The following is a 21,662-nucleotide window of genomic DNA, read 5'->3' on the forward strand; positions in this document are numbered from 1 at the left end:
TATAGCGGTGTGCAAGTAGGTTAAGTACGGAAACGGTGTTTTGGGGCGCTCCGCGCCCCAAAACACCGTACTGGCTCAACCTGTACAGCGCTGTAAGAGTTAAGGAATGCCGGGAAACGATTCGACGAATTGTATTTTTATATCGGGAAACGATTCAACAAATTGAATTTTGAAATCGGGAAAGGAGTCAGTATAGTGCCACAGTCCACAACTATCTGGAAAGGACGAAACGACCTTTACCTTGAGATCTGGAAAGGACGAAACAATCTGTACCTTTAAATCAGGAAAGCTATCCACGATCTGCACATCCCCATACAGCGGAATGCCGTTGTATGCACAGGTTTCTGGATCAATGGCTGCATCTGCCCAGGTTGCCGTGGCGCTTAGAATAATCAGGGCGAAGCTAAGAATAAACCAGACCCAACGACGAACCCATACCATAACCAGATTCCTTTGCTGCGATCGCATTTTTTCAGGTAGCGCTACGGATTGTTCAGGCACATCCAGGCATCGAGAAACCCCCAAGTTTGCTTTTGAAAATACGTCAATGCCGTACTTTCAAAAACAAACTTCGGGTATAGTATCCGCAACTCTAATTCTTTCTACAGCGTTTGTGTTTCCAATTCCGCTAACAATTGCTGCTGACAATCAGTGCTATCGCAATCTCAAATAGCTTGTGAGAGTTGAACTCCGAAGGTGCTTATGTCATTCTATCCATGCAAACTTTGGCTGGTCTGTGGTGTGGGTGGGTTGATTGGTATCGTTGCGATCGCCTGCTCACCTCTGATTCACAGCCCTTCGTCTACCTCTGCAATCTCCGACTCGACAGCCGTCACACTGGCACCAATTGATCCCCAAACCCTGAACCAGCGTTGGGTTGTGAGTGCCGATGAGGCAACCCAACTAGTGCGACAAGGTGCAACCCTACTGGATGCTAGAGGTCGGGGCAATTCCACCCTGGCTGGAGCAGTACGAGTCACCTGGCAACAGTTTTCTCAATCCCAGTCGCCCCATCGGGGACAGTTGCTCAGTGACGATGCTCTCCTGACCCAAAAACTGCAAGCTGTAGGAATCTCGACCCATCGACCCGTGGTGGTTGTGGGTGATACAGCGGGGGGGTGGGGTGAAGATGGGCGGATTGTCTGGATGTTGCGATCGCTGGGGCATCGGCAGGCTGTGTTGGTCGATGGAGGATATGCGGCGTTAGCAGCAGTGGGTGTTCCTGCACCCCAACAGGACGTTGATATGGCAACGGTTCCCGGTGATTTTGTGGTCAACCGCATGGATACCTGGGCGATCGAACGGGATGAGCTGCGATCGCTCCTCACCCGTCCCAATGTGGTGATCATTGATGCCCGTGAAACCCGCGAGTTTGAGGGCGCGACGCCGTATGGTGAAACTCGTGGCGGTCATATTCCCGGTGCGATTCATTTTTACTACCGAGATTTATTAGATGCCAACGGCAACATTTTGCCTCGGGATCAAATCCTCGCCAAACTCGAAGCCGCAGGTATAAACCCCGATGCCGAGATCATCGCCTATTGCACAGGTGGCATTCGCTCTGCCTGGTTAACGGCTGTGCTGAGTGATGTCGGATTGCATGCGAGAAATTATGCAGGGTCGATGTGGGAATGGTCAGCGGCTCCAGCCCAGACGTATCTGTTGCGAAAGGGTAAAAACTGAGAGTGCGATTGCTTTGGATTTGATCTGTATTTGATTTGCGAAGTAGTACTAGTGGTCTACAAAAAAAAGAATGACGAGTTGATTCTGTGCCAATAAATTGTCAATCATAAGCTTTAGCCTTATCTTACCCGTCACTAAATAAGTGACTAAATACTAGATTTAGGTAAGAACACAAGATTCTTCTAGACAAAAACTTCAGCTTATGGTTTTTGCAGGAATAAAAATGTTAATTTTTGACAAACTGTAGGTTAGTAATATTTTTCTCAGAAAATCGACGAATCATTTTTGACATCCTTTATAAGCTTTTAGCCAATTTGAGCACCGTTTAACACCCAGGCTTTTCTGCATTTCCTCGATCGATTCAAAGGGACGCTTATTTCTTATTAGTTTGCTGTATCCATCTTTGATTCCAGGTATCGACGTAAGGGAAGATTTCTCATCATTCAAAAATTTTCGGAATTCCTCTAAATCTTTAGATTCAATCAAGCGTTCATTAAGACTTGACTGCAATTGAACTTCTTCAATAATCTTTTTTGCCTCTGACTGTTTACTTGCAACAAGAAACACCCAAAGCTTTTTAAGACCAGCTTCCTTAGCCGCTTCATATAGAGGTAAACCAGTCAGTAAATAGTATTTCTCTTCTTCATCTGTAAGGCAAACAACTGGTAAAGCGAAATTAAACCCCCAATCATTGAAGTTGTCAACAAGTCTTTTAATTGTGTTCTTTGGAGTATTAGATTTTTCCTGTGGAACCTTGATTTGGCTTAAGAAGAGAAGACCGTGTCCGCTTTCAATTTTACTTGTCATTTGTCGAACCTTTCACATTTACATTTACATTTTCTTCTTGGTCTATTATTGAAATTAATTTATCAGTTAAAGTTGACAATTGCATCGCTGCTGGACCACCTTCTTTAGGCTTTTTTTCTGCAAACGCTGAAATTGGAAGACGATCCTTAACAGCCGTAGCAAAGTACGTAGTTCGTTTGATTTCTGGCAAAATTTCGATTTCAGGTGGCAGCATTTGCTGCAATAACTGTTTAGACAATTTACTTACTTTGCTTGAGTCAGTCATCGTAGGTACAACACCTAAGATTTTTCCTCGCCTACCATCTGTATCGACATGGACTGTTTTCTTAATACTTGTAACAACTGAAGTAACACCAAATACTGAAAAGTATTCCATCTGAGAAGGAATAATCAGATAACGAGCAGCATATAAACCATTAGTTCCAACCATTGTTCGATTCGGAGGTGTATCGATAATTACATAGTCATATGTATTAACAATTTCAGGTTTTTGTAAAACTCTATTGAGCCGACTTTCACGAATACCACCACCACCTGCTGCTTGCGTCAGTTGCTCATCTTTTTTCGTTCTATAGCTACCTGGTAAAACATCAATCTTTCCAGTAGAACCAGAACGGCGAATAAATTCATTGAATGGAGAATCTTCTTTTATATATTGTTTGTAATTAAAGTCTGGCGAATCAAAATCATCTTGTAAAAAATCTATAATTTCTTTCCGCTGATTAAAAGAATGCAAAATTTGATTGACCTCATCCAAGCTTTTAGCTCTATCAAATTCATCGGCTTTGTTTACTCCCAGATACAAACTACTATTAGCTTGATCATCCAGATCGATAACTAGAATTTTATAACCTCTCTTAGCTAACTCATAAGAAATATTTACAGTTAGAGTAGTTTTACCTACTCCTCCTTTAGATGTGTGAATTGCAATTGTTCTCATCAGTAATAAAGTCCAAGAAACTTCTAAGAAAAATTGATATTGGCTCGATCTTGTTTGGATCTTCTATGATGAATTTATTTTTCAAGGTAAATCTTTCATGTTTCCATTCATAGATTTCAATTAAGTAAGGATCGATAAGCAAGCCAAATTTTATGCCTGAGTACTGAAGATATGTCTTTAATTGAAATCGTGCTATATCGTTGATTTGATTGTTGGCTGACTTCACCTCAATTAAAAAACTTATATTTCTACCAAGATCTTCAATTAAAAAATCTACTGGTTTTATAATTTCCTTCGAAGCAACTTTGCTGTTAAAGTTTGGTGCTTTTATTTTGAATTGTGGATACCAGTGAGAATATAAGCTTTTACTTGGAAGATCTAATTTTTCCAAAATCTTCTGAACTAGATGAAGTGATACATAAGCTTCATTATCCCAGTTGAAAGATAATGTTGTTTTACAACTAGACCTTGTTTTGAGATTAGGAGTTAGGTATTCAGAAATTCCCTCCAAAGCAATGGCATTACAACCAAATGCGTAAGCATCCTCAATATTACGTCCGGCTCCTAAAGCATCATAAAAACCTACTGAAAATTCGATTGCAGCCTTGTCTCCAATTGCTTGTTTCATTCCAATTACATAGTCAATATATTGATTAATTGCTTCGGCTTGAGTCTCAGAGTAACAAGCATTTAGAATCACACATTTTACATGAGAAGAACATAATTTGAATAGTCCAGCTAAAGCTTCAGGCTCTACAAGTCGTGATTGTCCTGCATCGTTTTCAAAGAATAATCCACCAGCATCTGAACCATGTCCACAAAAATGGATAAATTGTGGCTCAACTTCTAAAAGAGCTTGACGTAGATCTCTAGTTCTCACAGCCCAACGCTGTTCTAACTCAAATAGATCCCGCTTTTTGGCTCGTCGTAATCCATCACTAATTTCACGAACTTCCTGATCTAAACGTAAGCGTAGAGTATCTTTTGGATTTGCAGCTAGGATCAAAACTTTTTGGTATTCTTGCATTTGCAATGTTGTGCTCTACCTCTAGTTGTAAAACATCACTATCTGTGATGACAACATGAAATTAAGTGATACAAATCACAGGATGCGTATCGTTTTGTTCTCTTTATATCAATGTAATTAATTTTCGGAGAATGTAATTGTCTTTTACTAAATAGCTTTGGAATAAAGTATGCCTCTTTAAGTTACAGAAGAAACTTATTTTATGTATTGATAGGGTAGATGTAATTCTAGTGTTGAGATGAAATTTCAAAATATCAGTTGATGGGGACGATCAGCCTAAAAGCTGATCGTCTCTGATCATCGGTTTATCGTCCGGTTGACAGGACACCGCAGCCAATGCGAGCGCCTGCATTGCCCGTGGGTTGGCTGAAGTCATCGCGATCGGCATGGATGATCAGAGCATGGTCTTCGAGATTATATTGACCTTCGTTGACGCTCAATCCTCGGATGGTAGCGCGATAAGACCCTGAGCCATTGTTATAGATGACAATGTTGCCCAGATCTCCGGCATGGGCTTGTTCAAAGCCTTCGTTGATCAAAGAACCGTGTTTCACTCCAGCGGGATTGTAGTGTCCGCCTGCTGCGTTGCCGTTGTCATCACAACTACCCATCTCGTGAACATGGATGCCGTGGTAGCCCGGAGGCGCACCTGTGACCGATACATTGATTCTGAGTCCATTTTCGGTTTCGGTCAGCGTTGCCTGACCACTCAAACTAGACGCGCCTGATAGATCGCTCAAGGTGGCTTGACTGGTGTCAGCTTGGGCGATCGCCATTCCTTGTAGATTAACCAATGCGACGATCAGAGCGGTCAAAGCAACGGTAAGGAAGAGTTTGCGGATGAATCTGACAATCATTTCCATGACATCCCTCGCGGTAGGAGTAGAACAACCTTGAAAGAATCTTAGGTGACTGGCATGGAATTGAACAAAAAAATGAACAGATCTTCAGCTTTATTGGGATGATATTGCCGAGAAAACCTGCGGTTTTCTCGGCAATATCATCCCGATCATGAACAGCGCTTAACCCCGGTGCCATTCGGTGATGCCGCCCGGTTTATCGATCAACACGATGCCCTGGGCTTTCAGTTGATCTCGAATGCGATCGCCTTCTGCAAAATTTTTGGCGGCGCGGGCATCCAAGCGTTGTTGAATCAATACTTCGATTTCAGCGTCACTTGGAGACACCTGCATTTCTCCATGACCTTCTACAGGATCAAGCTCATATCGTAATGTTGAAGTTATGGGTTTAGATATTTCTAAGCCCAGTATTTGTGCTAAGCAAACCAAAGTTTGCCATTTTGATCGGAGCGTCTGGGCATCAGATATCGTTTTACCCTCATGCACCAGACGGTTGCCTTCTTTTTGCAGATCTTTTGCCAGTTCAAATAAAACGGCTAAGCCTCCAGGGGTGTTGAAGTCGTCATCCATTGCCACCTGAAACCGTTGCACAGCATCACTATCATCCGGAATGCGCATAGAGTCGGGCTTGCCAAAGGAACTGTCGTCCACATCGGTATAACCCAGTGGTTTGCCATGCTTATAACCAAATAGCAGTCCCTCTTTCAACGTCTCCCAGGCATTGCTGGCAGAGGCGATCGCCTCATCGGTAAAGTCCATCGGTTTGCGATAGTGGGCTTGCAAGACAAACAACCGCAACACCATCGGCAACAAGCCGCCATCGTCCAGCAACTGCCGAATCGTGGTGAAGTTGCCCAACGACTTCGACATTTTCTCGCCGCCCACATTCACCATGCCGTTGTGCATCCAGTAGCGAGCCAACGGTTTCCCCGTGGCGGCTTCAGACTGAGCGATCTCATTCTCATGATGGGGAAAGACCAGATCGCCCCCCCCAACATGAATATCGATGGTCTCTGCCAAGCGCCCATCTGGAGCCTTAAACGATTCCTGCACCATTGCCGAGCATTCGATATGCCAACCCGGACGACCGGCACCCCAGGGCGATTCCCAGGAAGGTTCTTCGGGTTTGGCAGCTTTCCAGAGAGCAAAGTCAAACGGATCTTTTTTCTTGGGGGCGTCGGGATCGCCGTCCACCCGACCGCTGGCACCGGCTTGCAAATCGTCTAACTTGCGCCCCGACAATTTGCCATAGTCAGCAAAATTGCGCACGGTGTAATAGACGTCGCCATCGGCAGGGTACGCATAGCCCTTTTGCTCAAGCTCATGGATCAACCGCTTGATCCCATCCAATGTGTGGGTGGCACGGGGATAGTCATCGGCTTCTAGAATATTGAGCCGTGCCATATCTTCAAAATAGGTTTGGGTAAAGCGTTCTGCGATCGCCTGCATGGTAGACCCTTCTTTCCGTGCCCGATTCAGAATTTTGTCGTCAATATCGGTGAAATTCTGCACATAGCGCACGTCATAGCCCAGCCAGCGCAGATATCGCCGCACTACATCCCAAACGATATAAGAACGCGCATGACCTAAATGGCAATAGTCATAGACCGTGACCCCGCAGCAATACATCTTCACCTTGCCCGGTTCCAACGGTTCAAAGGGTTCCTTGCGGCGGGTGAGGGTGTTGTAAACAGTGAGGGTCATTTTAGAAATTAGGGGTGAAAGGATGAGACGTTGCTGGTTTTAGGTATGAAATTGTTAAGTGTGAACCCGTCGGGTTCATATGCACATTCAGATTAGGATGCAGCTGTGCCGAGGATTGGACGGTAGAGAGCAAAAAACTCTCAACAACAAGCCAGATTAAATACGTAATAATAGAGGGTGATCACAAAGGGATGGGCAACGATTCCAGACCCAAAATCTGAGATACGGCAACCTCCCCCTTATGAATTCTATATTCTGACGTTTTCTATATCTCACTATGCAGTCAGCAGTTACTCCCCAACCGCAATCCATGGACGACCCCAAGCGAGGTCTGCCCGTTACCATCATTACAGGCTTCTTGGGCAGTGGGAAGACCACATTGCTAAATCATATTTTGACCAACCAGGAGGGACTGAAAACCGCTGTTTTGGTCAACGAGTTTGGCGAAATCGGGATTGACAACGAGTTAATCGTCTCGATGGATGACAGCGAAAATAATATGGTGGAGCTCAGTAACGGCTGCATCTGCTGCACGATTAATAATGATCTGGTAGAAGCGGTCTACCGGGTGCTGGAGCGTCAGGACAAGATTGATTATCTGGTGGTCGAAACGACCGGACTGGCGGATCCATTACCCGTCGCCCTGACCTTTTTGGGAACCGAGCTAAGAGATATGACTCGGCTCGACTCCATTGTGACTGTCGTGGACGCCGAAAACTATAGCTTGGACTTGTTCAACAGTCAGGCAGCCCATAATCAAATTGCCTATGGCGACATCATTTTGCTAAATAAGGCAGATCTGGTGGATGAAGCCGATCTCGATTTATTGGAAGTCAAGATTCGTGATGTTAAGGAAGGGGCACGAATTCTGCGGACGTCCCATTCCAAAGCTCCTTTACCTTTGATTCTCAGTGTGGGGTTGTTTGATTCTGACCAGTACTTTGAACCAGAGAATAAAGTTCATCATCACGATGATCACGATCATGAGCATCACGATCATGAGCATCACGACCACGAGCATCCTGGTCACGATGTTGACGCGCATCATGACCATGCTCACCACGACCATGATCACGATGATCATTCTGCGTGCGATCATGACCACGGGCATTGCACCCACGAAGGGCACGACCATGACCACCATCACCATTCCAATCATTTAGAAGTAGATGGGTTCACATCGGTTTCCTTTCAGAGCGATCGCCCCTTTGCCATCAAGAAATTTCAACACTTCCTCGACAATCAATTACCTGCCAGTGTTTTCCGAGCAAAAGGAATTCTCTGGTTTGATGAAAGCCGTAATGATGATGGCACCCCCCGTCGCCACATTTTCCACCTCAGCGGTAAACGGTTTACCCTCGACGATGATGATTGGAAAACCACACCCAAAAATCAGATTGTTTTGATTGGGCAAAACCTTGACCATGACACATTGCTTCAGCAACTACAAACCTGTGTCACCAAATCGACCGGAACCCGTGGTAAAGGATTTGGTAAATAGAAGCTTACAACTCATTTACAGCGATTTTTAATTGCTTAAAACCGGTTATTGTTGTGAGAGCTGCACGGAGCGCGGCTCTCACAACAATAACTATGGCTTACTCAAGCGCAAAGCGCTGTAGGACTGCTATGGCAGGTGCTAAATTTCTAGATAGTTGCAGGTTAGACTAGGGTCAGATCAGCTGCATCTTCACCTATGCCTACGGTTCTTCAAGTTGAGTCTTACAGCTTCATCTTTTTCAGTTCTGATAGAGGTGAACCTGTACACATTCATGTTAGGCGCGATCGACAAATAGCTAAGTTTTGGTTGAATCCTGTTTCTTTGGCAAAGAATAGAGGGTTCAAAGAGCACGAAATAAACAAGCTATTACAGCTTGTGGAGGAACACAAACAAACACTGTTGGAGGCTTGGCATGACTACTTTGACGCTTGAGATAGAACCCCTTGCCGCTCAAATTACAGTCATTGATCAGAAGCTACTGATAGATTTAGTCGATGGACGAAGTTTAATCGTTCCTTTAGCCTGGTATCCACGCTTATTGCATGCTTCAACAGAAGAACTGCAAAATTGGCAACTTTTAGGAGACGGGTATGCCATCGAGTGGGTTGATTTAGATGAACATATCGGCATTGAAGGGTTGCTAGCAGGTAGACATAGTGGTGAAAGCAATCATTCTTTTGAGCGTTGGTTGGCAACACGAGGTTCTTCTTCTCATGGCGTAGCCTGAGAACCCTGGATTGAAAAATCCAATTCTTATTGAGAGTGCGATGGCTCTGCCATCGCACTCTCAATAAGAATTACACGTTAATTAATTGGTGATTTTGATTTGGCTGATTGCTACTTGATTTAAATATGCATTTGAAATGGTGTCATTGTTGGTGTTATCGATGCTGCGCTTGAGCGACTGCCTGTTTCCAGGCATCCCGCAAGTGCGATCGCTGATCAGAACTCAGAGTCGGTTCAAACCGTCGATCCATTTGCCAGAGTTGAACGATTTCTGCTTCACTGTCCCAATAGCCGACTGCCAGACCTGCCAGATAGGCAGCTCCGAGTGCCGTTGTTTCTGTGACTTTGGGACGCACCACCGGAACACCCAAAATATCGGCTTGAAACTGCATCAGTAAGTCATTGCGCGACGCACCACCATCAACCCGCAATTCTGAAAGCGAGAGATGAGAATCTTGATGCATGGCATCAATTACATCGGCGGTTTGATAGGCAATACTTTCCAGCGCCGCACGGGCAATATGGGCAGCTGTGGAACCGCGGGATAGTCCGACAATGGTGCCGCGAGCGTAGCTATCCCAGTAGGGCGCACCCAAGCCGACAAAGGCAGGCACAAAGTAGACTCCCCCATTATCGGGCACACGATTTGCCAGGGCTTCTACCTCTTCGCTGCGTTGAATGATACCCAGTCCATCGCGCAACCATTGCACCACAGCACCGGCGACAAATACACTTCCTTCTAACGCATAGTCTGTCCGATCCTGAAGCTGCCAGGCAACGGTTGTCAGCAGTTTGTGGTGGGAGGTGATTGGTGTTTGCCCCGTATTCAGCAACAGGAAACAGCCTGTGCCATATGTATTCTTTGCCATTCCGGTTTGCAGTGAGGCTTGCCCAAAGGTGGCAGCTTGCTGGTCTCCGGCAATTCCTGCGATCGCCACTTGTGCTCCCAATACCCCAGCTGCGGTCTGTCCATAAACTTCAGACGATTTGCGGACTTGCGGCAACAGACAGCGAGGAATGTCTAGCAGTGCCAGCAACTCATCATCCCAGTCGCCCGTGTGGATATTGTAAAGCAGGGTGCGGCTGGCATTGCTGGCATCCGTAATATGAAGTGCCCCTTGCGTTAACTTCCAGATCAGCCAACTATCGACCGTACCAAAGGCGAGTTCACCTCGCTCTGCTTGCGCTCTTGCCTGGGGAACATGATCCAACAACCATTTGATTTTAGTGCCGCTGAAGTAGGCATCAATCACCAATCCAGTTTTACGTTGAAACAGTACTTCATGACCGGCTGCTTTCAATTCATCAGCAACACCTGCGGTGCGACGATCTTGCCAGACGATCGCATGATGAATCGGGCGACCTGTCATGCGATTCCACACAATCGTTGTTTCTCGCTGATTGGTGATGCCGATCGCTGCAATATCACGGGCAGCAATGCCAATTCGGGCTAGGGCTTCATTGGCAACCCCAATCTGCGACGACCAGATTTCATCGGCATCATGCTCAACCCAACCCGATTGTGGGAAGATTTGCTGAAATTCTTTCTGCGCCAGCGACAAAATGTTGCCCTGGCGATCAAATACGATCGCCCGCGAACTGGTAGTACCTTGATCGAATGCAAGTATATATTGGCTCATGGTCTAGCTATGAATCCGGGGTTCTGGATACAACGTTGCCAAAAGCTGGCTTTCAACAACGGCTAATTCTTCTAATCGCTGTGTCACACTATCGCGATCGCAATACGTTGTGGCTAACGTCCAATAAATGCCATAGTGACGCGCTTCTGATGCCATGAGGCTGCGATAAAATTTCGCCAATTCTACGTCCGTAATATAGCTTCCGAGTAAGCCTAAGCGCTCATGACTGCGGGCTTCAATCAAGCAGGACACGAGTAATGAATCTAACAATCGCTGGGGTTCTTTCGTTCGGATCTGGGCTTTCAATCCAGCCGCATAGGGCGGTGCATTCAACGGCGCTAAGGGAATGCCACGCCGATCAAGCCATTGATTAACCAGCTCAAAATGCTCTAATTCTTCCTGGGCGATCGCCGTTAACGCGCGTACCATTTTGGCATTAGACGGATAGCGAAACATCAGATTCAACGCCGCACTAGCTGCTTTACGTTCGCAATGGGAATGATCGAGCAAGATCATATCGAGATGGGCGATCGCCTGCTCTACCCATGCGTCTTGCGTTGGTGATTGCAAAAATTTGATGGTGGATGGAGGAGTCGCAGTCACAGTTATGCACAATGAAGGGTTCTTTAAAGATCATAAATTAAATAAATCCCGGACGTTTATTTTGGCAAGCGCGGCGTCGCCGCGCTTGCCAAAATAAACGGCGATTTTATCGAGTCCACGATCCTAAGACAGCGTAGCAGGTCGAGTGGCTGCTTTTAAGGAAGATTTCTTATTACAGCGTTTGAATCCGACTGATAATCTTACCTACCGCAGATCTGAGGATAGGAGTCGATGTTATGGACGTGAAAGCGGCGATCGCTTTAGAACCGGGTCAACCCTTGAGTATTGCAACGGTTCAGCTCGAAGGCCCCAAAGAAGGCGAAGTCTTAATCGAAATCAAAGCAACGGGCATCTGTCATACCGATGCCTACACCCTGTCGGGCAGAGACCCGGAAGGGCTATTCCCAGCCATCTTGGGGCACGAAGGAGCCGGTGTGGTTGTCGAAGTTGGAGCAGGGGTGAAAAGCCTCAAACCGGGCGATCATGTGATTCCGCTATACACACCTGAATGCCGCAATTGTGACTATTGCCTCAGCGGTAAAACCAATCTCTGTCAGGCAATCCGCACGACGCAGGGCAAAGGCTTGATGCCCGATGGTACCAGCCGCTTCTCCCTAGATGGCAAACTGCTGCATCACTATATGGGCACCTCCACCTTTGCCAATTACACTGTTCTCCCAGAAATTGCCGTTGCTAAAATTCGTGAAGATGCCCCATTCGATAAGGTTTGTTATATCGGCTGTGGGGTGACTACGGGCATTGGTGCCGTGATCAATACTGCCAAAGTGGAGGCAGGTGCCAATGTGGTGGTGTTTGGCTTGGGAGGCATTGGGCTCAATGTGATTCAAGGCTGTCGCATGGTCGGAGCCGATATGATTGTTGGCGTCGATATTAATCCCTCCAGGCGATCGCTCGCCGAGAAATTGGGCATGACCCACTTTGTCAACCCCAAAGACGTAGAGGGTGATTTAGTCGGGCACCTGGTAGACCTGACCAAAGGCGGTGCAGACTATAGCTTTGAATGCATTGGCAATGTCAATGTCATGCGGCAAGCGCTGGAATGTTGCCATAAAGGGTGGGGTGTCAGCGTCATTATTGGCGTTGCCGGAGCCGGAGAAGAAATCAGTACCCGTCCATTTCAACTCGTAACCGGACGTGTCTGGAAAGGCTCAGCCTTTGGGGGAGCCAAAGGACGTACCCAAGTTCCCAAAATTGTGGATTGGTATATGGATGGTAAAATCAATATCAATGATTTGATTACCCATGTTTTACCGTTTGAACAAATCAATGACGCCTTTGATTTGATGCACAAGGGTGAATCAATCCGTAGTGTCGTAACGTTTTAAGATATGGCTTGGATCGTCCTAAAACCGTCGTGATTGTTTGTGGCGCGGGCGTCGCCCGCGCCACAAACAATCATGGCATAAATAAGCTTGAAGTAGCGATCGCTATTTGATTTTAAGGATGAAGGTTAGATTTGTATCCGTTTAGGAACGTTATCGCTTACTAATATTGAGGATAGTCAGTCCTACAATTTCATTGTCATCATCATAACGAATGACAATATCGTTGTCGGTTAGTTCGCTGTCACTAGCAGATTTCGGTGGACTGTAGAAATCAACATAAAGTACATCAGCGTCCGGGTCATAAAGAAGCAGAAATGGACGCTTCGGTAAATCTTGTAAAATAGGCAAGAACTTAAGATAATCCTGTGCTTCTTGAAAATTAGCTACGGCCATAGTTGTTGCCTCCTACTAAGAGCGTTGATTCTGCGAGTTGGAAATGCAGTGATCACAAAACCATCTTCATTGTCTTCTCGATAAACGATAACTAGCCACCGATCAAGTTCTAATTCCCGAATAGCCATTAGAGCACCTTCATTGCCAGCAATGATGCGATCGGGGTTGGAGATGGTTTCAAGAACAAATTGCTGCTTGTCCGCCAAAATATTGTGTCGTTCAACAATATGCTGCCAACGTTCATCAGGTAGTCGAATAGAAATACCATTACGGGAAACAGCCATCATATCGCGTCTCCTGGTGCGATCGCCTTGGTATTGTCAGCGATCGCACATACCTCTCCAGTTTAAAGCAGCGATCGCCTTGCTGCTGCCTGTGATTGTTAGATTAGAAAGCGACCCGCTACAGGTAAGGCAAAGCCCGAGGATCGGCGTAGAATCGAGTTATGGACATCACGTATCGACTAGAGGGATTTGAATTTGAATGGGATAGAATCAAAGCCCAGATTAATTTTGAGAAACATGGCGTGACTTTTGAAGAAGCTACAGAGGTTTTTCTTGATCCCTTTCATGTGGTTGGTGATGCCTCAGCAAATCACGAAGAGCGAGAATTTGCATTAGGATATTCATTGACTGAACGACTGCTACTTGTGGTTCACATTGAACGAGGCAAAAGGATTAGAATGATCTCAGCCCGTGTTGCCACTCGTACTGAGCGGAGGTTATATGAGCAATCTTGATGAATCTTTTGAGTTGGCAGAAAATTTGGAGTTAAAAGTTCATCCACGAGAGTCTGAAATGGTTTCAATTCAGATTCCAAAAGATACACTGGAATCGCTCAAGAAGATGGCAAAGCAACGAGATATGCCATTGGATGCGTTACTCAAGTTCTATATCGGCAAATGTCTACGTCAGGATTTAAGCCAACTGTTTGCAACTCAGGTACTGGATTCAACCGCAAAGGTTTTGGCACGGCATCATCATTCGGAAGATGAGGTCGCCCAAATCTTGCAGGAGATTCGCCTCGAAGCCCAGTAATTCTTATATTTTTGATCGCCTCGGTGCTGCCTGTCATTTTCGGATTGTGGCGAATAGGGGACGTTTGCATAGCCGATCTGAAAGAGTAGCGCATCGTAGAGTGGATTCTTGGACAGGAGTACTAAAGAGTAACGGCACTGGCAATTGAAAAGTCATCACTAACTAGTATGGATTGGAGTTTCTGAAGAAATGTTGTTTAATACAGCAGACAAGAAAAACTTCACATATTCTGAAAGACAATTGCTGGTTGCTGAGTCACGAGAGCAAGCCGATGGGCATTCAAGAAACGACCTTTGAAGGGATTGTAAAAAATGTGACACCGAAAGGTGCCAGCATTGCTCATTGGGGTTGTTATATCTTCTATTTTTGGCTGATACAACCGGATAAGCAAAGTACTGGCACTAATCAGTTATTAGTGATTCTAAAGTCAAAAAGTAATGCCATCTCAGATATTCTATCTAATGGTGATGAAGTAAAAATTTTAGGTGCATTGGATAGCAGTGATGTATTAAGAGTCAGAAAATTATTTAATGTTACCCAGCAATGCTCGGTTCCAGGAATTATAGAAGATATTTCAAATACTAGAAAAGAAGTATTAATAACAAGTAGAAGTAACAACAGAAAACCCTTGATAATCGAGACAGGTGTTGCCAGAAATGTAAATTGGGCAATGGGTAATCCTTCAAGTACAGATTCATCATCTGGATATGTAACTCTATCTTTTACGACTGAGCAAACGGATCAACAAGGTAATATCACTCGATATATTCCAGTTTTTGCGAAAGCTCCGGAGCTTCCGTCAAGCAATCTTTCAGGTGTTTTGGTTGATGGGGACGAAGTAAAAGTTGCTGGGTGGTTTGATTCACACAATAATTTGATTCCCCTAGAAATATATAATTTCAGAACCAATGGATATATTGGCGGAATTGGTATTCCATCTGAAATTCATATAATTGATCGTGGGGCTGTTGAACCATTTGACTTAGTTATACTTTTAATAATAACTTCTCCAATAATTTTACTAGGAGGATGGATTGCAATTGTTCTACTTTCGGAAGTCCTGGCTGCAACGGCTGTAGGAGGTGCCATTCTTCTTCTGGTCGTACTTTCGGTTATTTACCTGATATGCAGAAAATATCTTGAATCTCAATAGAGGAACTAGCACAATGGAGGGTAGATTTGGAAATCAGTGTCCTGTTTGTGAGCAACTCTTTAGAGGAGGAACTTGCCAAAATTGTGGCTACTCAAATAATAACGAAAACTTCCAAAATAAACTTACATCTCGTATTGAGTCTTCTATTGAACGATTGGGAGATACTATCAGATCTCATGGCGATCGATTAGAGCATAATAGAGTTACTCCTCGTCTAAGTCTAGATTCTGAAGAAGCTTTCATGACAAGCAGAAGTACCTCTTACAGAGGAAAGGAATCTGCTTTTCAAGGAATTGTTAGAAATCTTGAGTGGAAAGAGAAGAATTATGGAGTCCGCTCTTCAGGTTCTAGCCGTACTTCCAATTTTTCTATTACTGAAAAGAGTGAAACTTCTGAAATAAGAATTGATCGCTACGATCGCTATGAGATTCTAACTTTTAGAATCGAACAGATAGATAACAATGGAAACATTAGCTATGTGCCTATATATCTAAAAGCTCGTGAAATTGAGGGGGTTATTTCTGATGGCGACGAGGTGAAAGTCACAGGCAGAGTGGATGAAACAAAAACTGTAATTCCAAGCAGCATTCTCATTATAAATACTGGTGGCCACATAAAAATTACACATAAAAACGAAGCAGATTACCCCCTTGAACATCTTGAAAATAATTCAGGTTGTTTAAGCATTTTTATTGTAGTTATTCCTATTCCTTTTATTTTGATTTCAATATTTGCATAGAAAAATTTGAGCTGAATTGGAGTGTTTATGGGCAAGCAAAAAAGTTTGAAATGGATAGAAGGTGTCGCCAGAAATGTGAGATGGGATAGAATTCCTCAAGGAAAAGACATCTTATCTTTTAGAATCGAAAAAATAGACAATGAGGCAATTCTGTTGATTATATTCCAGTTTATTTGACGGCCCCTGAAATAGCGGGAGTTCTTGTTGATGGAGATCATGTGAAAGTCACTGGATTTATTGATAAGAACGGTACATTAAAGCCAAAAAAAGTATCAGTGACTAAAGGTGACACCGAAACCCATCTTGGTTTCTACACTGGTGAACTTAGTTGTGTTCTTGTCATTTTTGGATTATTCTCGTTGTCTCTTTTTATTCTTTTTATTCTTTATATTCTTTTTGTTTTGCCACAAAACCAAAGAGCTGAAAGACATAATCAGCTTTACCGTGAGCGACTGCTGTGTGAGAAAAATGCTTCTAGCGACGATGCACGATCTGAATGTTGGGACGACTATTTAAAAAAACTGGATGTACTTTACCCAAAGTAGTATTTAACAAGTTGATATTTCTTTAGGTAGAGCGATCTCAACTTAATGTCTTGGGTTAACATACTGATTGAGAAAACTAAAATGAGCTTTTCTACAGAGCATATTAACTACATTGAGCGAGTTTTTCTTGAGAAAATCTCATCCCTTAACTCAAGCAGTATTAAATGGCTACAGCCTGGAAATGGTGCTTCCTTTTACCTGTCCCAAATTATCAGCGTACCTCGATTTGCATCTGCTGATAATCTGGAACGCTCTCAAGATAACAGGGCGTTTTACATGAGCGATTTACTGGCTGGTATTCATGGTGTAAAGCATTCCCTTGTGTTTGCAGTTGTGGGTTTACAGGCAGAAGTTCATTTGTTTGTTGGCACATCTAATCCTTCAAAATCTGATGGAGCAGTTTTGCCTTCACTGCTACATAGCACCTACCCAGGAATTGAACTTCAAGCCATTGATCTTAACTCCTGGGCAAGTTTATTCAATAAGCTACCCTATGGTGCATTAATTACGGGAACCCCTAGCAATAAATCAAAAGTTAATCAGGTTGGAGACCAGCAGATCGATCGCCTAATCCGAGGATTATATGGAACGAACTGGGCTTATGTCACTGCCGCCGAACCACTGGAGTTATCAAGCCTTCAACAACTATCTGTTAACACTCTTAGTGAGTTGAAGAAGGTTTCTGACTTTGAGGAGTCCAGCAGCAACAAGTTTGGCAATCCAATTGCAGAGAAATACAAGCAGTTGCTAAACCGTTTCGGGGTAAAGATTCAGTCGGGTAAATCTCAGGGCATGTGGCACACCATCAGTTATCTACTGGCAGACACCCCACAAACTCTTGACCGGGCTAAAGCAATTTCTACTGCTGTTTTCGGTGGTGCAGCATCTCTGCCTGATCCAATCAGGACTCTGAATTTAGGTGGTCTCAGTCAGCAAGTCGCATCAATGGCTTTACCGTCGTCACCACCAGAACCACCCATCAAAGATTCAAGGTTTCAATATCTATCCTATTATTTAAGCCTTCTGAGTTCCCCAGAGTTAGCCGCAATGATCCACTTGCCTACTCAGGAGGTTAAGGGGTTCTTTGTGTGCCCTCAAGCTAAATTTGATGTTACTCCCCATAATGAAAAGGCAGAGCATGAAATCGAACTTGGGGAGATTGTCAATCGAGGTCAGCCTACTGGCGTGAGTTATACCGTCAGCCCAAATGCGTTAACGCGGCACACGATGGTTGTCGGTACTACGGGTAGTGGCAAAACAAACACTGTTTTTCACCTCTTGAGACAACTTGCAGTCCGTGACATCCCATTCCTGGTGATCGAACCCGCCAAGACTGAATACCGTGCCCTTCTCGAAAGCGATGAACTGAAGGGCAAGTTACGCATTTTTACATTGGGGAAGGAAACCGTTTCCCCATTCCGACTCAATCCATTCCAGATTTTGCCTGGGGTGGCAGTGCAGACTCATATCGATCACCTAAAATCCGTTTTTAATGCCAGTTTTGTCATGTATGCTCCTATGCCCCACGTCCTGGAGCAGTGCATCCATGAGATTTACGAGGATAAGGGTTGGGATCTGATAACAAACGATAATTGGCGTGGAGATAGTAGCAATGCTTACCCAACACTTACTGACTTATACAGCAAGGTTGATGAAGTGGTTGACAAGCTTGGTTACGAGGCAAAGATTACAATGGATATTAAAGCAGCCCTCAAAACCCGGATCAATAGCCTGCGGATTGGCGGTAAGGGGATGATGTTGGACACCCACACTTCGTTGCCAATTGATATTCTGCTCCAGACTCCCACGGTTCTTGAGCTTGATTCGGTTGGGGATGACGATGAGAAAGCTTTTTTGATCGGTCTGATCCTGATGTCAGTTTACGAGCATTATCGCTCCAGCGGGCATACGGAAAACGGGAACCTGAAGCACGTTACTGTCGTCGAGGAAGCCCATCGGCTGTTAAAGAAAACTCCCCAGGTCACTGACTTGGAGACAGCGAACATGGCAGGTAAGGCGGTGGAATCCTTCTCTAACATCCTCGCTGAGATTCGGGCATACGGCGAGGGAATTGTTGTGGCAGAGCAGATTCCATCTAAGCTAACCCCCGATATTCTGAAGAATACCAACCTTAAAATCGTTCACCGGACGATCGCCGAAGAAGATCGCCAATTGATCGGCGGTGCAATGAACCTAGAGTTAGACCAAATGCGCTGGTTGGGATCATGCTCCATTGGAGAAGCCGCTATATTTGGGGAAAGTGATGATAGCCCAATCCGAATAAAACTTCCTTATCAAAAAGTTGAAGGCACAGTGACTGGTCGAAATAGCGATTCCAAGGTTTATGAGGCAATGGCTGTGTTTAAAGCTCAAAACACAGCACTGTTTCGTCTCTTCCCTTGGGCTTCCGTCGCCGCTGACCTTCTACAAAAGAACTATAACCAGGCTCATCGAATTATCAGTCATCGGGAGTTTCAAGAGGTTTTTGCACGATACGTCATCTCTGGAATAGTAGCCCCACAAGCACTGCACGACGAGTTTCCTGGTTTAGTTCAGGTTATCCGTAGATATGCCTCAAAACCCAATATTTCAGGACTATTAGAGACTACCCTGGTTTACGGTATTGAGTGGTTGTTTGAAATCAGAGGCAGCCAATTTGGTTCAACCTACACTGACATTGAACGGCTTAAACAACTTTTTGCCGAAATCATGTTCAACGATGTATTACCCCTTTCGCTAAAAGCTAAGTCAGATTCTGGTCAAACGTTAGACCATACAGCAACCCTTCAAGCTGAATTTAATCGGGTGTTTCAGTGTGCAACTTATCCCTTTAAGGGATGTGATAAAGTTTGCTCCGGTCAAGGATGCAGATATCGTTATCATGTTGAATTTTTAGTTCGAGATGAACGGTTTTATCGAGAATGTAAAGACTCCTTAATGCGCTCTTCAGAAAAAGATGTGGGACAAATCGCTGCCAAGCTATCGAATATTGCGAGGAGCCGAGTTTTATCTAATCTTGCCTCTGCTGAAGAGAAGCGAAAAGCTTCATTATGCTTTGCAGTTCAAGCTAGTGGTGTGTTTCCTAATTTTCCTGTTTTAGTGTAGATGAACTAAAACTCTTTGAATGAAACTGAAACTGTTTAAATTTAATTGGAGGTAAATTATGGGTGAACCAAACAAAGTTACAGATGAGATAGTGAGAGTAGCAGAAAGAATTTCTGTCTCTATGCCGGTTAAGGCTGTAGTTGTTGAGATTGCAGAACAACTTGGTGCAAGTAAAGCAATTGCACAATTAGTTGGAGGCGCAGTTGGAGGCGTAGTTGCAAACTTTGTTTTTCCTAACCCTATAGGTGAAAGTAATGCCTCTATAGATGCAGTACAGCAACTAAGCGCTGATTACTCCGATCGCTGTGATGGTCATGATGCAAACAACGATGGAATAGCTGACAGTTGCTATCCTAGCGATTTTGCCTTACCTGATGGTGAAAGTCTTGATTCTGTCAATGCGTCTGACTTTCAAACTGGAGGCGATATGGGTTCTCAGTCCGCAGGTGAAGTTACTGAGTCCTACACCTCGGCTGATGCCAATATGACCGATGCGGAGGGCAACGCCGTTCATGCTGATGCACCTGAGTCAGATGTTCAAACTGAAGGTGAAGTCACTGAGTCCTATACTCCTTCTGATGCCAACATGACCGATGCAGAGGGCAACGCCGTTCATGTTGATGCGCCCGAGTCAGATGTTCAAGCTGAAGGTGAAGTCACTGAGTCCTATACTCCTTCTGATGCCAATATGACCGATGCGGAGGGCAACGCCGTTCATGCTGATGCACCTGAGTCAGATGTTCAAACTGAAGGTGAAGTCACTGAGTCCTATACTCCTTCTGATGCCAACATGACCGATGCAGAGGGCAATGCCGTTCATGCTGATGCACCTGAGTCAGATGTTCAAACTGAAGGTGAAGTCACTGAGTCCTATACTCCTTCTGATGCCAATATGACCGATGCGGAAGGCAACGCCGTTCATGCTGATGCACCTGAGTCAGATGTTCAAACTGAAGGTGAAGTTACTGAGTCCTATACTCCTTCTGATGCCAACATGACTGATGCAGAGGGTAATGCCGTTCATGCTGATGCGCCTGAGTCAGCCATTCAATCGGAAGGTGAAGTCACGGAGTCCTCCATTCCTCCTGATGCCAACCTGACCAATGCGGAAGGGTGTGCCGTCACAACGGAGGCAGCTTCTCCAAAAGGGGTTGAAGGAGAAATCTCAGGGGGCACATATGCGGAACATGCTCATCCGACTGTTGGAGGTCATCATGAAACAAGCGTTGATTCAGTATTAGCTTCTTGGAATAATGCTGAAATGCAAAGCTATGCAGAGCATCTGAACTCTGAAAGTCCAGATGCTGTCAATGCGGATACCGATGGAATGACCGAGAGTTGCAGTGCCAGTGATTTCACTTCCCCTAACAGCAGTGATCCTGATAGTGTCAATGCATCTGATTTTCGGAGTGAATCAAATTCGAGCTTGCAATCTGTTGATACAAATCGTTCTGATATGTCGTCTGAGAGTAAAGGAGAAAGCTTTTCGTCTCCAGATTCTGGTAGCTCTAGTCATTCAAATATGTCGAGTGATACAAACTCTAGTTCAGGAGTTAGATAAAACTGATTTACCCAATTTTAAGCTCCGTTAAAACTCGGCTAGAAGAAGGCGTAAAGCAATATACTTCGTTATTCAAATTCTGTGTAAATATAGTGCGGGAATTCCTTACTCCCTAACCTCTCAAAATGAATCAAAGATTCACTCTATTTGTTTGGCTCTAATAGCTGATCGCACAAACTTTATCCCATATGAGTCACCGTCTTCCCGCCACTCTACACCTCGTGCAATGTGACAATGATGATGTGCCTCCCGCTATCTTTACAGCATTTTCCCGATCGCTAACTTGCTAGTG

22 protein-coding genes are annotated in these 21,662 nt (G+C 44.7%); 12 read left to right on the forward strand and 10 right to left on the reverse strand.

All coding sequences use genetic code 11. The annotated features are described in order from the left end of the window. Positions 1-99: 99 nt before the first annotated feature. On the reverse strand, positions 100-441 hold the full coding sequence (locus ACR6Z4_RS12065) for a 7(1) septoil knot domain-containing protein (RefSeq protein ID WP_479717639.1): 342 nt from the start codon (positions 439-441) through the stop codon (positions 100-102). Between the two features lie 261 nt (positions 442-702). Here ACR6Z4_RS12065 and ACR6Z4_RS12070 point away from each other — a divergent pair, with 261 nt between their 5' ends. After that, complete coding sequence (locus ACR6Z4_RS12070; RefSeq protein WP_479717522.1) at positions 703-1,683, forward strand: sulfurtransferase; 981 nt, start codon at positions 703-705, stop codon at positions 1,681-1,683. A 279-nt stretch (positions 1,684-1,962) separates the two neighbouring features. Here ACR6Z4_RS12070 and ACR6Z4_RS12075 read toward each other — a convergent pair whose 3' ends face one another. The 5 genes from ACR6Z4_RS12075 to cysS all read right to left on the reverse strand — a co-directional run bounded on the left by ACR6Z4_RS12075 (position 1,963) and on the right by cysS (position 7,021). Continuing rightward, positions 1,963-2,490: a hypothetical protein gene (locus ACR6Z4_RS12075; protein WP_479717523.1), complete on the reverse strand. Its 528-nt coding sequence runs from the start codon at positions 2,488-2,490 to the stop codon at positions 1,963-1,965. Then, positions 2,480-3,430, reverse strand: coding sequence for a ParA family protein (locus ACR6Z4_RS12080; RefSeq protein WP_479717524.1), 951 nt, complete (start codon positions 3,428-3,430; stop codon positions 2,480-2,482). Before ACR6Z4_RS12080 ends, ACR6Z4_RS12075 begins: the two co-directional genes overlap by 11 nt. Continuing rightward, positions 3,402-4,457, reverse strand: coding sequence for a CHAT domain-containing protein (locus tag ACR6Z4_RS12085; protein WP_479717640.1), 1,056 nt, complete (start codon positions 4,455-4,457; stop codon positions 3,402-3,404). Before ACR6Z4_RS12085 ends, ACR6Z4_RS12080 begins: the two co-directional genes overlap by 29 nt. 305 nt (positions 4,458-4,762) lie before the next feature. Next, entirely contained in the window at positions 4,763-5,320 is a 558-nt protein-coding gene (locus ACR6Z4_RS12090; protein WP_479717525.1) for a superoxide dismutase family protein, read from the reverse strand. A 159-nt stretch (positions 5,321-5,479) separates the two neighbouring features. Next, on the reverse strand, positions 5,480-7,021 hold the full coding sequence (cysS, locus tag ACR6Z4_RS12095) for a cysteine--tRNA ligase (protein ID WP_479717526.1): 1,542 nt from the start codon (positions 7,019-7,021) through the stop codon (positions 5,480-5,482). Positions 7,022-7,298: 277 nt separating this feature from the next. Here cysS and ACR6Z4_RS12100 point away from each other — a divergent pair, with 277 nt between their 5' ends. The 3 genes from ACR6Z4_RS12100 (at position 7,299) to ACR6Z4_RS12110 (ending at position 9,249) form a co-directional block, all read left to right on the forward strand. Continuing rightward, positions 7,299-8,522, forward strand: coding sequence for a CobW family GTP-binding protein (locus tag ACR6Z4_RS12100; protein ID WP_479717527.1), 1,224 nt, complete (start codon positions 7,299-7,301; stop codon positions 8,520-8,522). Positions 8,523-8,717: 195 nt separating this feature from the next. Further along, positions 8,718-8,954: a DUF4160 domain-containing protein gene (locus tag ACR6Z4_RS12105; protein WP_479717528.1), complete on the forward strand. Its 237-nt coding sequence runs from the start codon at positions 8,718-8,720 to the stop codon at positions 8,952-8,954. Beyond that, complete coding sequence (locus ACR6Z4_RS12110) at positions 8,935-9,249, forward strand: DUF2442 domain-containing protein (protein ID WP_479717529.1); 315 nt, start codon at positions 8,935-8,937, stop codon at positions 9,247-9,249. Before ACR6Z4_RS12105 ends, ACR6Z4_RS12110 begins: the two co-directional genes overlap by 20 nt. Before the next feature lie 154 nt (positions 9,250-9,403). Here the strand turns inward: ACR6Z4_RS12110 and glpK are convergent, their stop codons facing one another. Continuing rightward, the gene (gene glpK / locus ACR6Z4_RS12115; protein ID WP_479717530.1) at positions 9,404-10,888 is read right to left on the reverse strand and encodes a glycerol kinase GlpK; all 1,485 of its coding nucleotides are present in this window, start codon (positions 10,886-10,888) and stop codon (positions 9,404-9,406) included. A gap of 3 nt (positions 10,889-10,891) precedes the next feature. Continuing rightward, positions 10,892-11,491, reverse strand: coding sequence for a MiaE family protein (locus tag ACR6Z4_RS12120; protein ID WP_479717531.1), 600 nt, complete (start codon positions 11,489-11,491; stop codon positions 10,892-10,894). Positions 11,492-11,727: 236 nt separating this feature from the next. On the opposite strand from ACR6Z4_RS12120, the gene ACR6Z4_RS12125 reads away from it, so the two are divergent. After that, complete coding sequence (locus ACR6Z4_RS12125; RefSeq protein WP_479717532.1) at positions 11,728-12,837, forward strand: S-(hydroxymethyl)glutathione dehydrogenase/class III alcohol dehydrogenase; 1,110 nt, start codon at positions 11,728-11,730, stop codon at positions 12,835-12,837. Positions 12,838-12,987: 150 nt separating this feature from the next. Here the strand turns inward: ACR6Z4_RS12125 and ACR6Z4_RS12130 are convergent, their stop codons facing one another. Beyond that, positions 12,988-13,230 (reverse strand): DUF2283 domain-containing protein, encoded by a 243-nt coding sequence (locus ACR6Z4_RS12130; RefSeq protein ID WP_479717533.1) that lies wholly within the window; start codon positions 13,228-13,230, stop codon positions 12,988-12,990. Beyond that, the gene (locus ACR6Z4_RS12135; RefSeq protein WP_479717534.1) at positions 13,221-13,517 is read right to left on the reverse strand and encodes a hypothetical protein; all 297 of its coding nucleotides are present in this window, start codon (positions 13,515-13,517) and stop codon (positions 13,221-13,223) included. The genes ACR6Z4_RS12130 and ACR6Z4_RS12135 overlap by 10 nt, the downstream gene beginning before the upstream one ends. Before the next feature lie 158 nt (positions 13,518-13,675). On the opposite strand from ACR6Z4_RS12135, the gene ACR6Z4_RS12140 reads away from it, so the two are divergent. From ACR6Z4_RS12140 to ACR6Z4_RS12170, 7 genes are all read left to right on the forward strand, one after another. Then, positions 13,676-13,969: a BrnT family toxin gene (locus ACR6Z4_RS12140; protein WP_479717535.1), complete on the forward strand. Its 294-nt coding sequence runs from the start codon at positions 13,676-13,678 to the stop codon at positions 13,967-13,969. Next, complete coding sequence (locus ACR6Z4_RS12145; RefSeq protein ID WP_479717536.1) at positions 13,956-14,267, forward strand: hypothetical protein; 312 nt, start codon at positions 13,956-13,958, stop codon at positions 14,265-14,267. Before ACR6Z4_RS12140 ends, ACR6Z4_RS12145 begins: the two co-directional genes overlap by 14 nt. 271 nt (positions 14,268-14,538) lie before the next feature. Continuing rightward, positions 14,539-15,420, forward strand: coding sequence for a hypothetical protein (locus ACR6Z4_RS12150; protein ID WP_479717537.1), 882 nt, complete (start codon positions 14,539-14,541; stop codon positions 15,418-15,420). Positions 15,421-15,433: 13 nt separating this feature from the next. Then, positions 15,434-16,159, forward strand: coding sequence for a hypothetical protein (locus ACR6Z4_RS12155; protein WP_479717538.1), 726 nt, complete (start codon positions 15,434-15,436; stop codon positions 16,157-16,159). 173 nt (positions 16,160-16,332) lie between these two features. Next, a complete protein-coding gene (locus tag ACR6Z4_RS12160) occupies positions 16,333-16,704 on the forward strand; it encodes a hypothetical protein (protein ID WP_479717539.1) in 372 nt (123 codons plus the stop codon). An 81-nt stretch (positions 16,705-16,785) separates the two neighbouring features. Next, a complete protein-coding gene (locus tag ACR6Z4_RS12165; RefSeq protein ID WP_479717540.1) occupies positions 16,786-19,809 on the forward strand; it encodes an ATP-binding protein in 3,024 nt (1,007 codons plus the stop codon). 58 nt (positions 19,810-19,867) lie between these two features. After that, entirely contained in the window at positions 19,868-21,370 is a 1,503-nt protein-coding gene (locus tag ACR6Z4_RS12170; protein ID WP_479717541.1) for a hypothetical protein, read from the forward strand. Positions 21,371-21,662: the final 292 nt, after the last annotated feature.

This window comes from Calyptranema fuscum S582, assembly GCF_055793305.1.

Coding starts and splice junctions, on each gene's coding strand:
- cysS (WP_479717526.1), bottom strand. CDS start 7,021: ATGACCCTCACTGTTTACAACACCCTCACCCGCCGCAAGGAACCCTTT.
- ACR6Z4_RS12075 (WP_479717523.1), bottom strand. CDS start 2,490: ATGACAAGTAAAATTGAAAGCGGACACGGTCTTCTCTTCTTAAGCCAA.
- ACR6Z4_RS12085 (WP_479717640.1), bottom strand. CDS start 4,457: ATGCAAGAATACCAAAAAGTTTTGATCCTAGCTGCAAATCCAAAAGAT.
- ACR6Z4_RS12070 (WP_479717522.1), top strand. CDS start 703: ATGTCATTCTATCCATGCAAACTTTGGCTGGTCTGTGGTGTGGGTGGG.
- ACR6Z4_RS12140 (WP_479717535.1), top strand. CDS start 13,676: ATGGACATCACGTATCGACTAGAGGGATTTGAATTTGAATGGGATAGA.
- ACR6Z4_RS12155 (WP_479717538.1), top strand. CDS start 15,434: ATGGAGGGTAGATTTGGAAATCAGTGTCCTGTTTGTGAGCAACTCTTT.
- ACR6Z4_RS12090 (WP_479717525.1), bottom strand. CDS start 5,320: ATGGAAATGATTGTCAGATTCATCCGCAAACTCTTCCTTACCGTTGCT.
- ACR6Z4_RS12170 (WP_479717541.1), top strand. CDS start 19,868: ATGGGTGAACCAAACAAAGTTACAGATGAGATAGTGAGAGTAGCAGAA.
- glpK (WP_479717530.1), bottom strand. CDS start 10,888: ATGAGCCAATATATACTTGCATTCGATCAAGGTACTACCAGTTCGCGG.
- ACR6Z4_RS12150 (WP_479717537.1), top strand. CDS start 14,539: ATGGGCATTCAAGAAACGACCTTTGAAGGGATTGTAAAAAATGTGACA.
- ACR6Z4_RS12130 (WP_479717533.1), bottom strand. CDS start 13,230: ATGGCCGTAGCTAATTTTCAAGAAGCACAGGATTATCTTAAGTTCTTG.
- ACR6Z4_RS12125 (WP_479717532.1), top strand. CDS start 11,728: ATGGACGTGAAAGCGGCGATCGCTTTAGAACCGGGTCAACCCTTGAGT.
- ACR6Z4_RS12165 (WP_479717540.1), top strand. CDS start 16,786: ATGAGCTTTTCTACAGAGCATATTAACTACATTGAGCGAGTTTTTCTT.
- ACR6Z4_RS12105 (WP_479717528.1), top strand. CDS start 8,718: ATGCCTACGGTTCTTCAAGTTGAGTCTTACAGCTTCATCTTTTTCAGT.
- ACR6Z4_RS12100 (WP_479717527.1), top strand. CDS start 7,299: ATGCAGTCAGCAGTTACTCCCCAACCGCAATCCATGGACGACCCCAAG.
- ACR6Z4_RS12065 (WP_479717639.1), bottom strand. CDS start 441: ATGGTATGGGTTCGTCGTTGGGTCTGGTTTATTCTTAGCTTCGCCCTG.
- ACR6Z4_RS12145 (WP_479717536.1), top strand. CDS start 13,956: ATGAGCAATCTTGATGAATCTTTTGAGTTGGCAGAAAATTTGGAGTTA.
- ACR6Z4_RS12080 (WP_479717524.1), bottom strand. CDS start 3,430: ATGAGAACAATTGCAATTCACACATCTAAAGGAGGAGTAGGTAAAACT.
- ACR6Z4_RS12110 (WP_479717529.1), top strand. CDS start 8,935: ATGACTACTTTGACGCTTGAGATAGAACCCCTTGCCGCTCAAATTACA.
- ACR6Z4_RS12135 (WP_479717534.1), bottom strand. CDS start 13,517: ATGATGGCTGTTTCCCGTAATGGTATTTCTATTCGACTACCTGATGAA.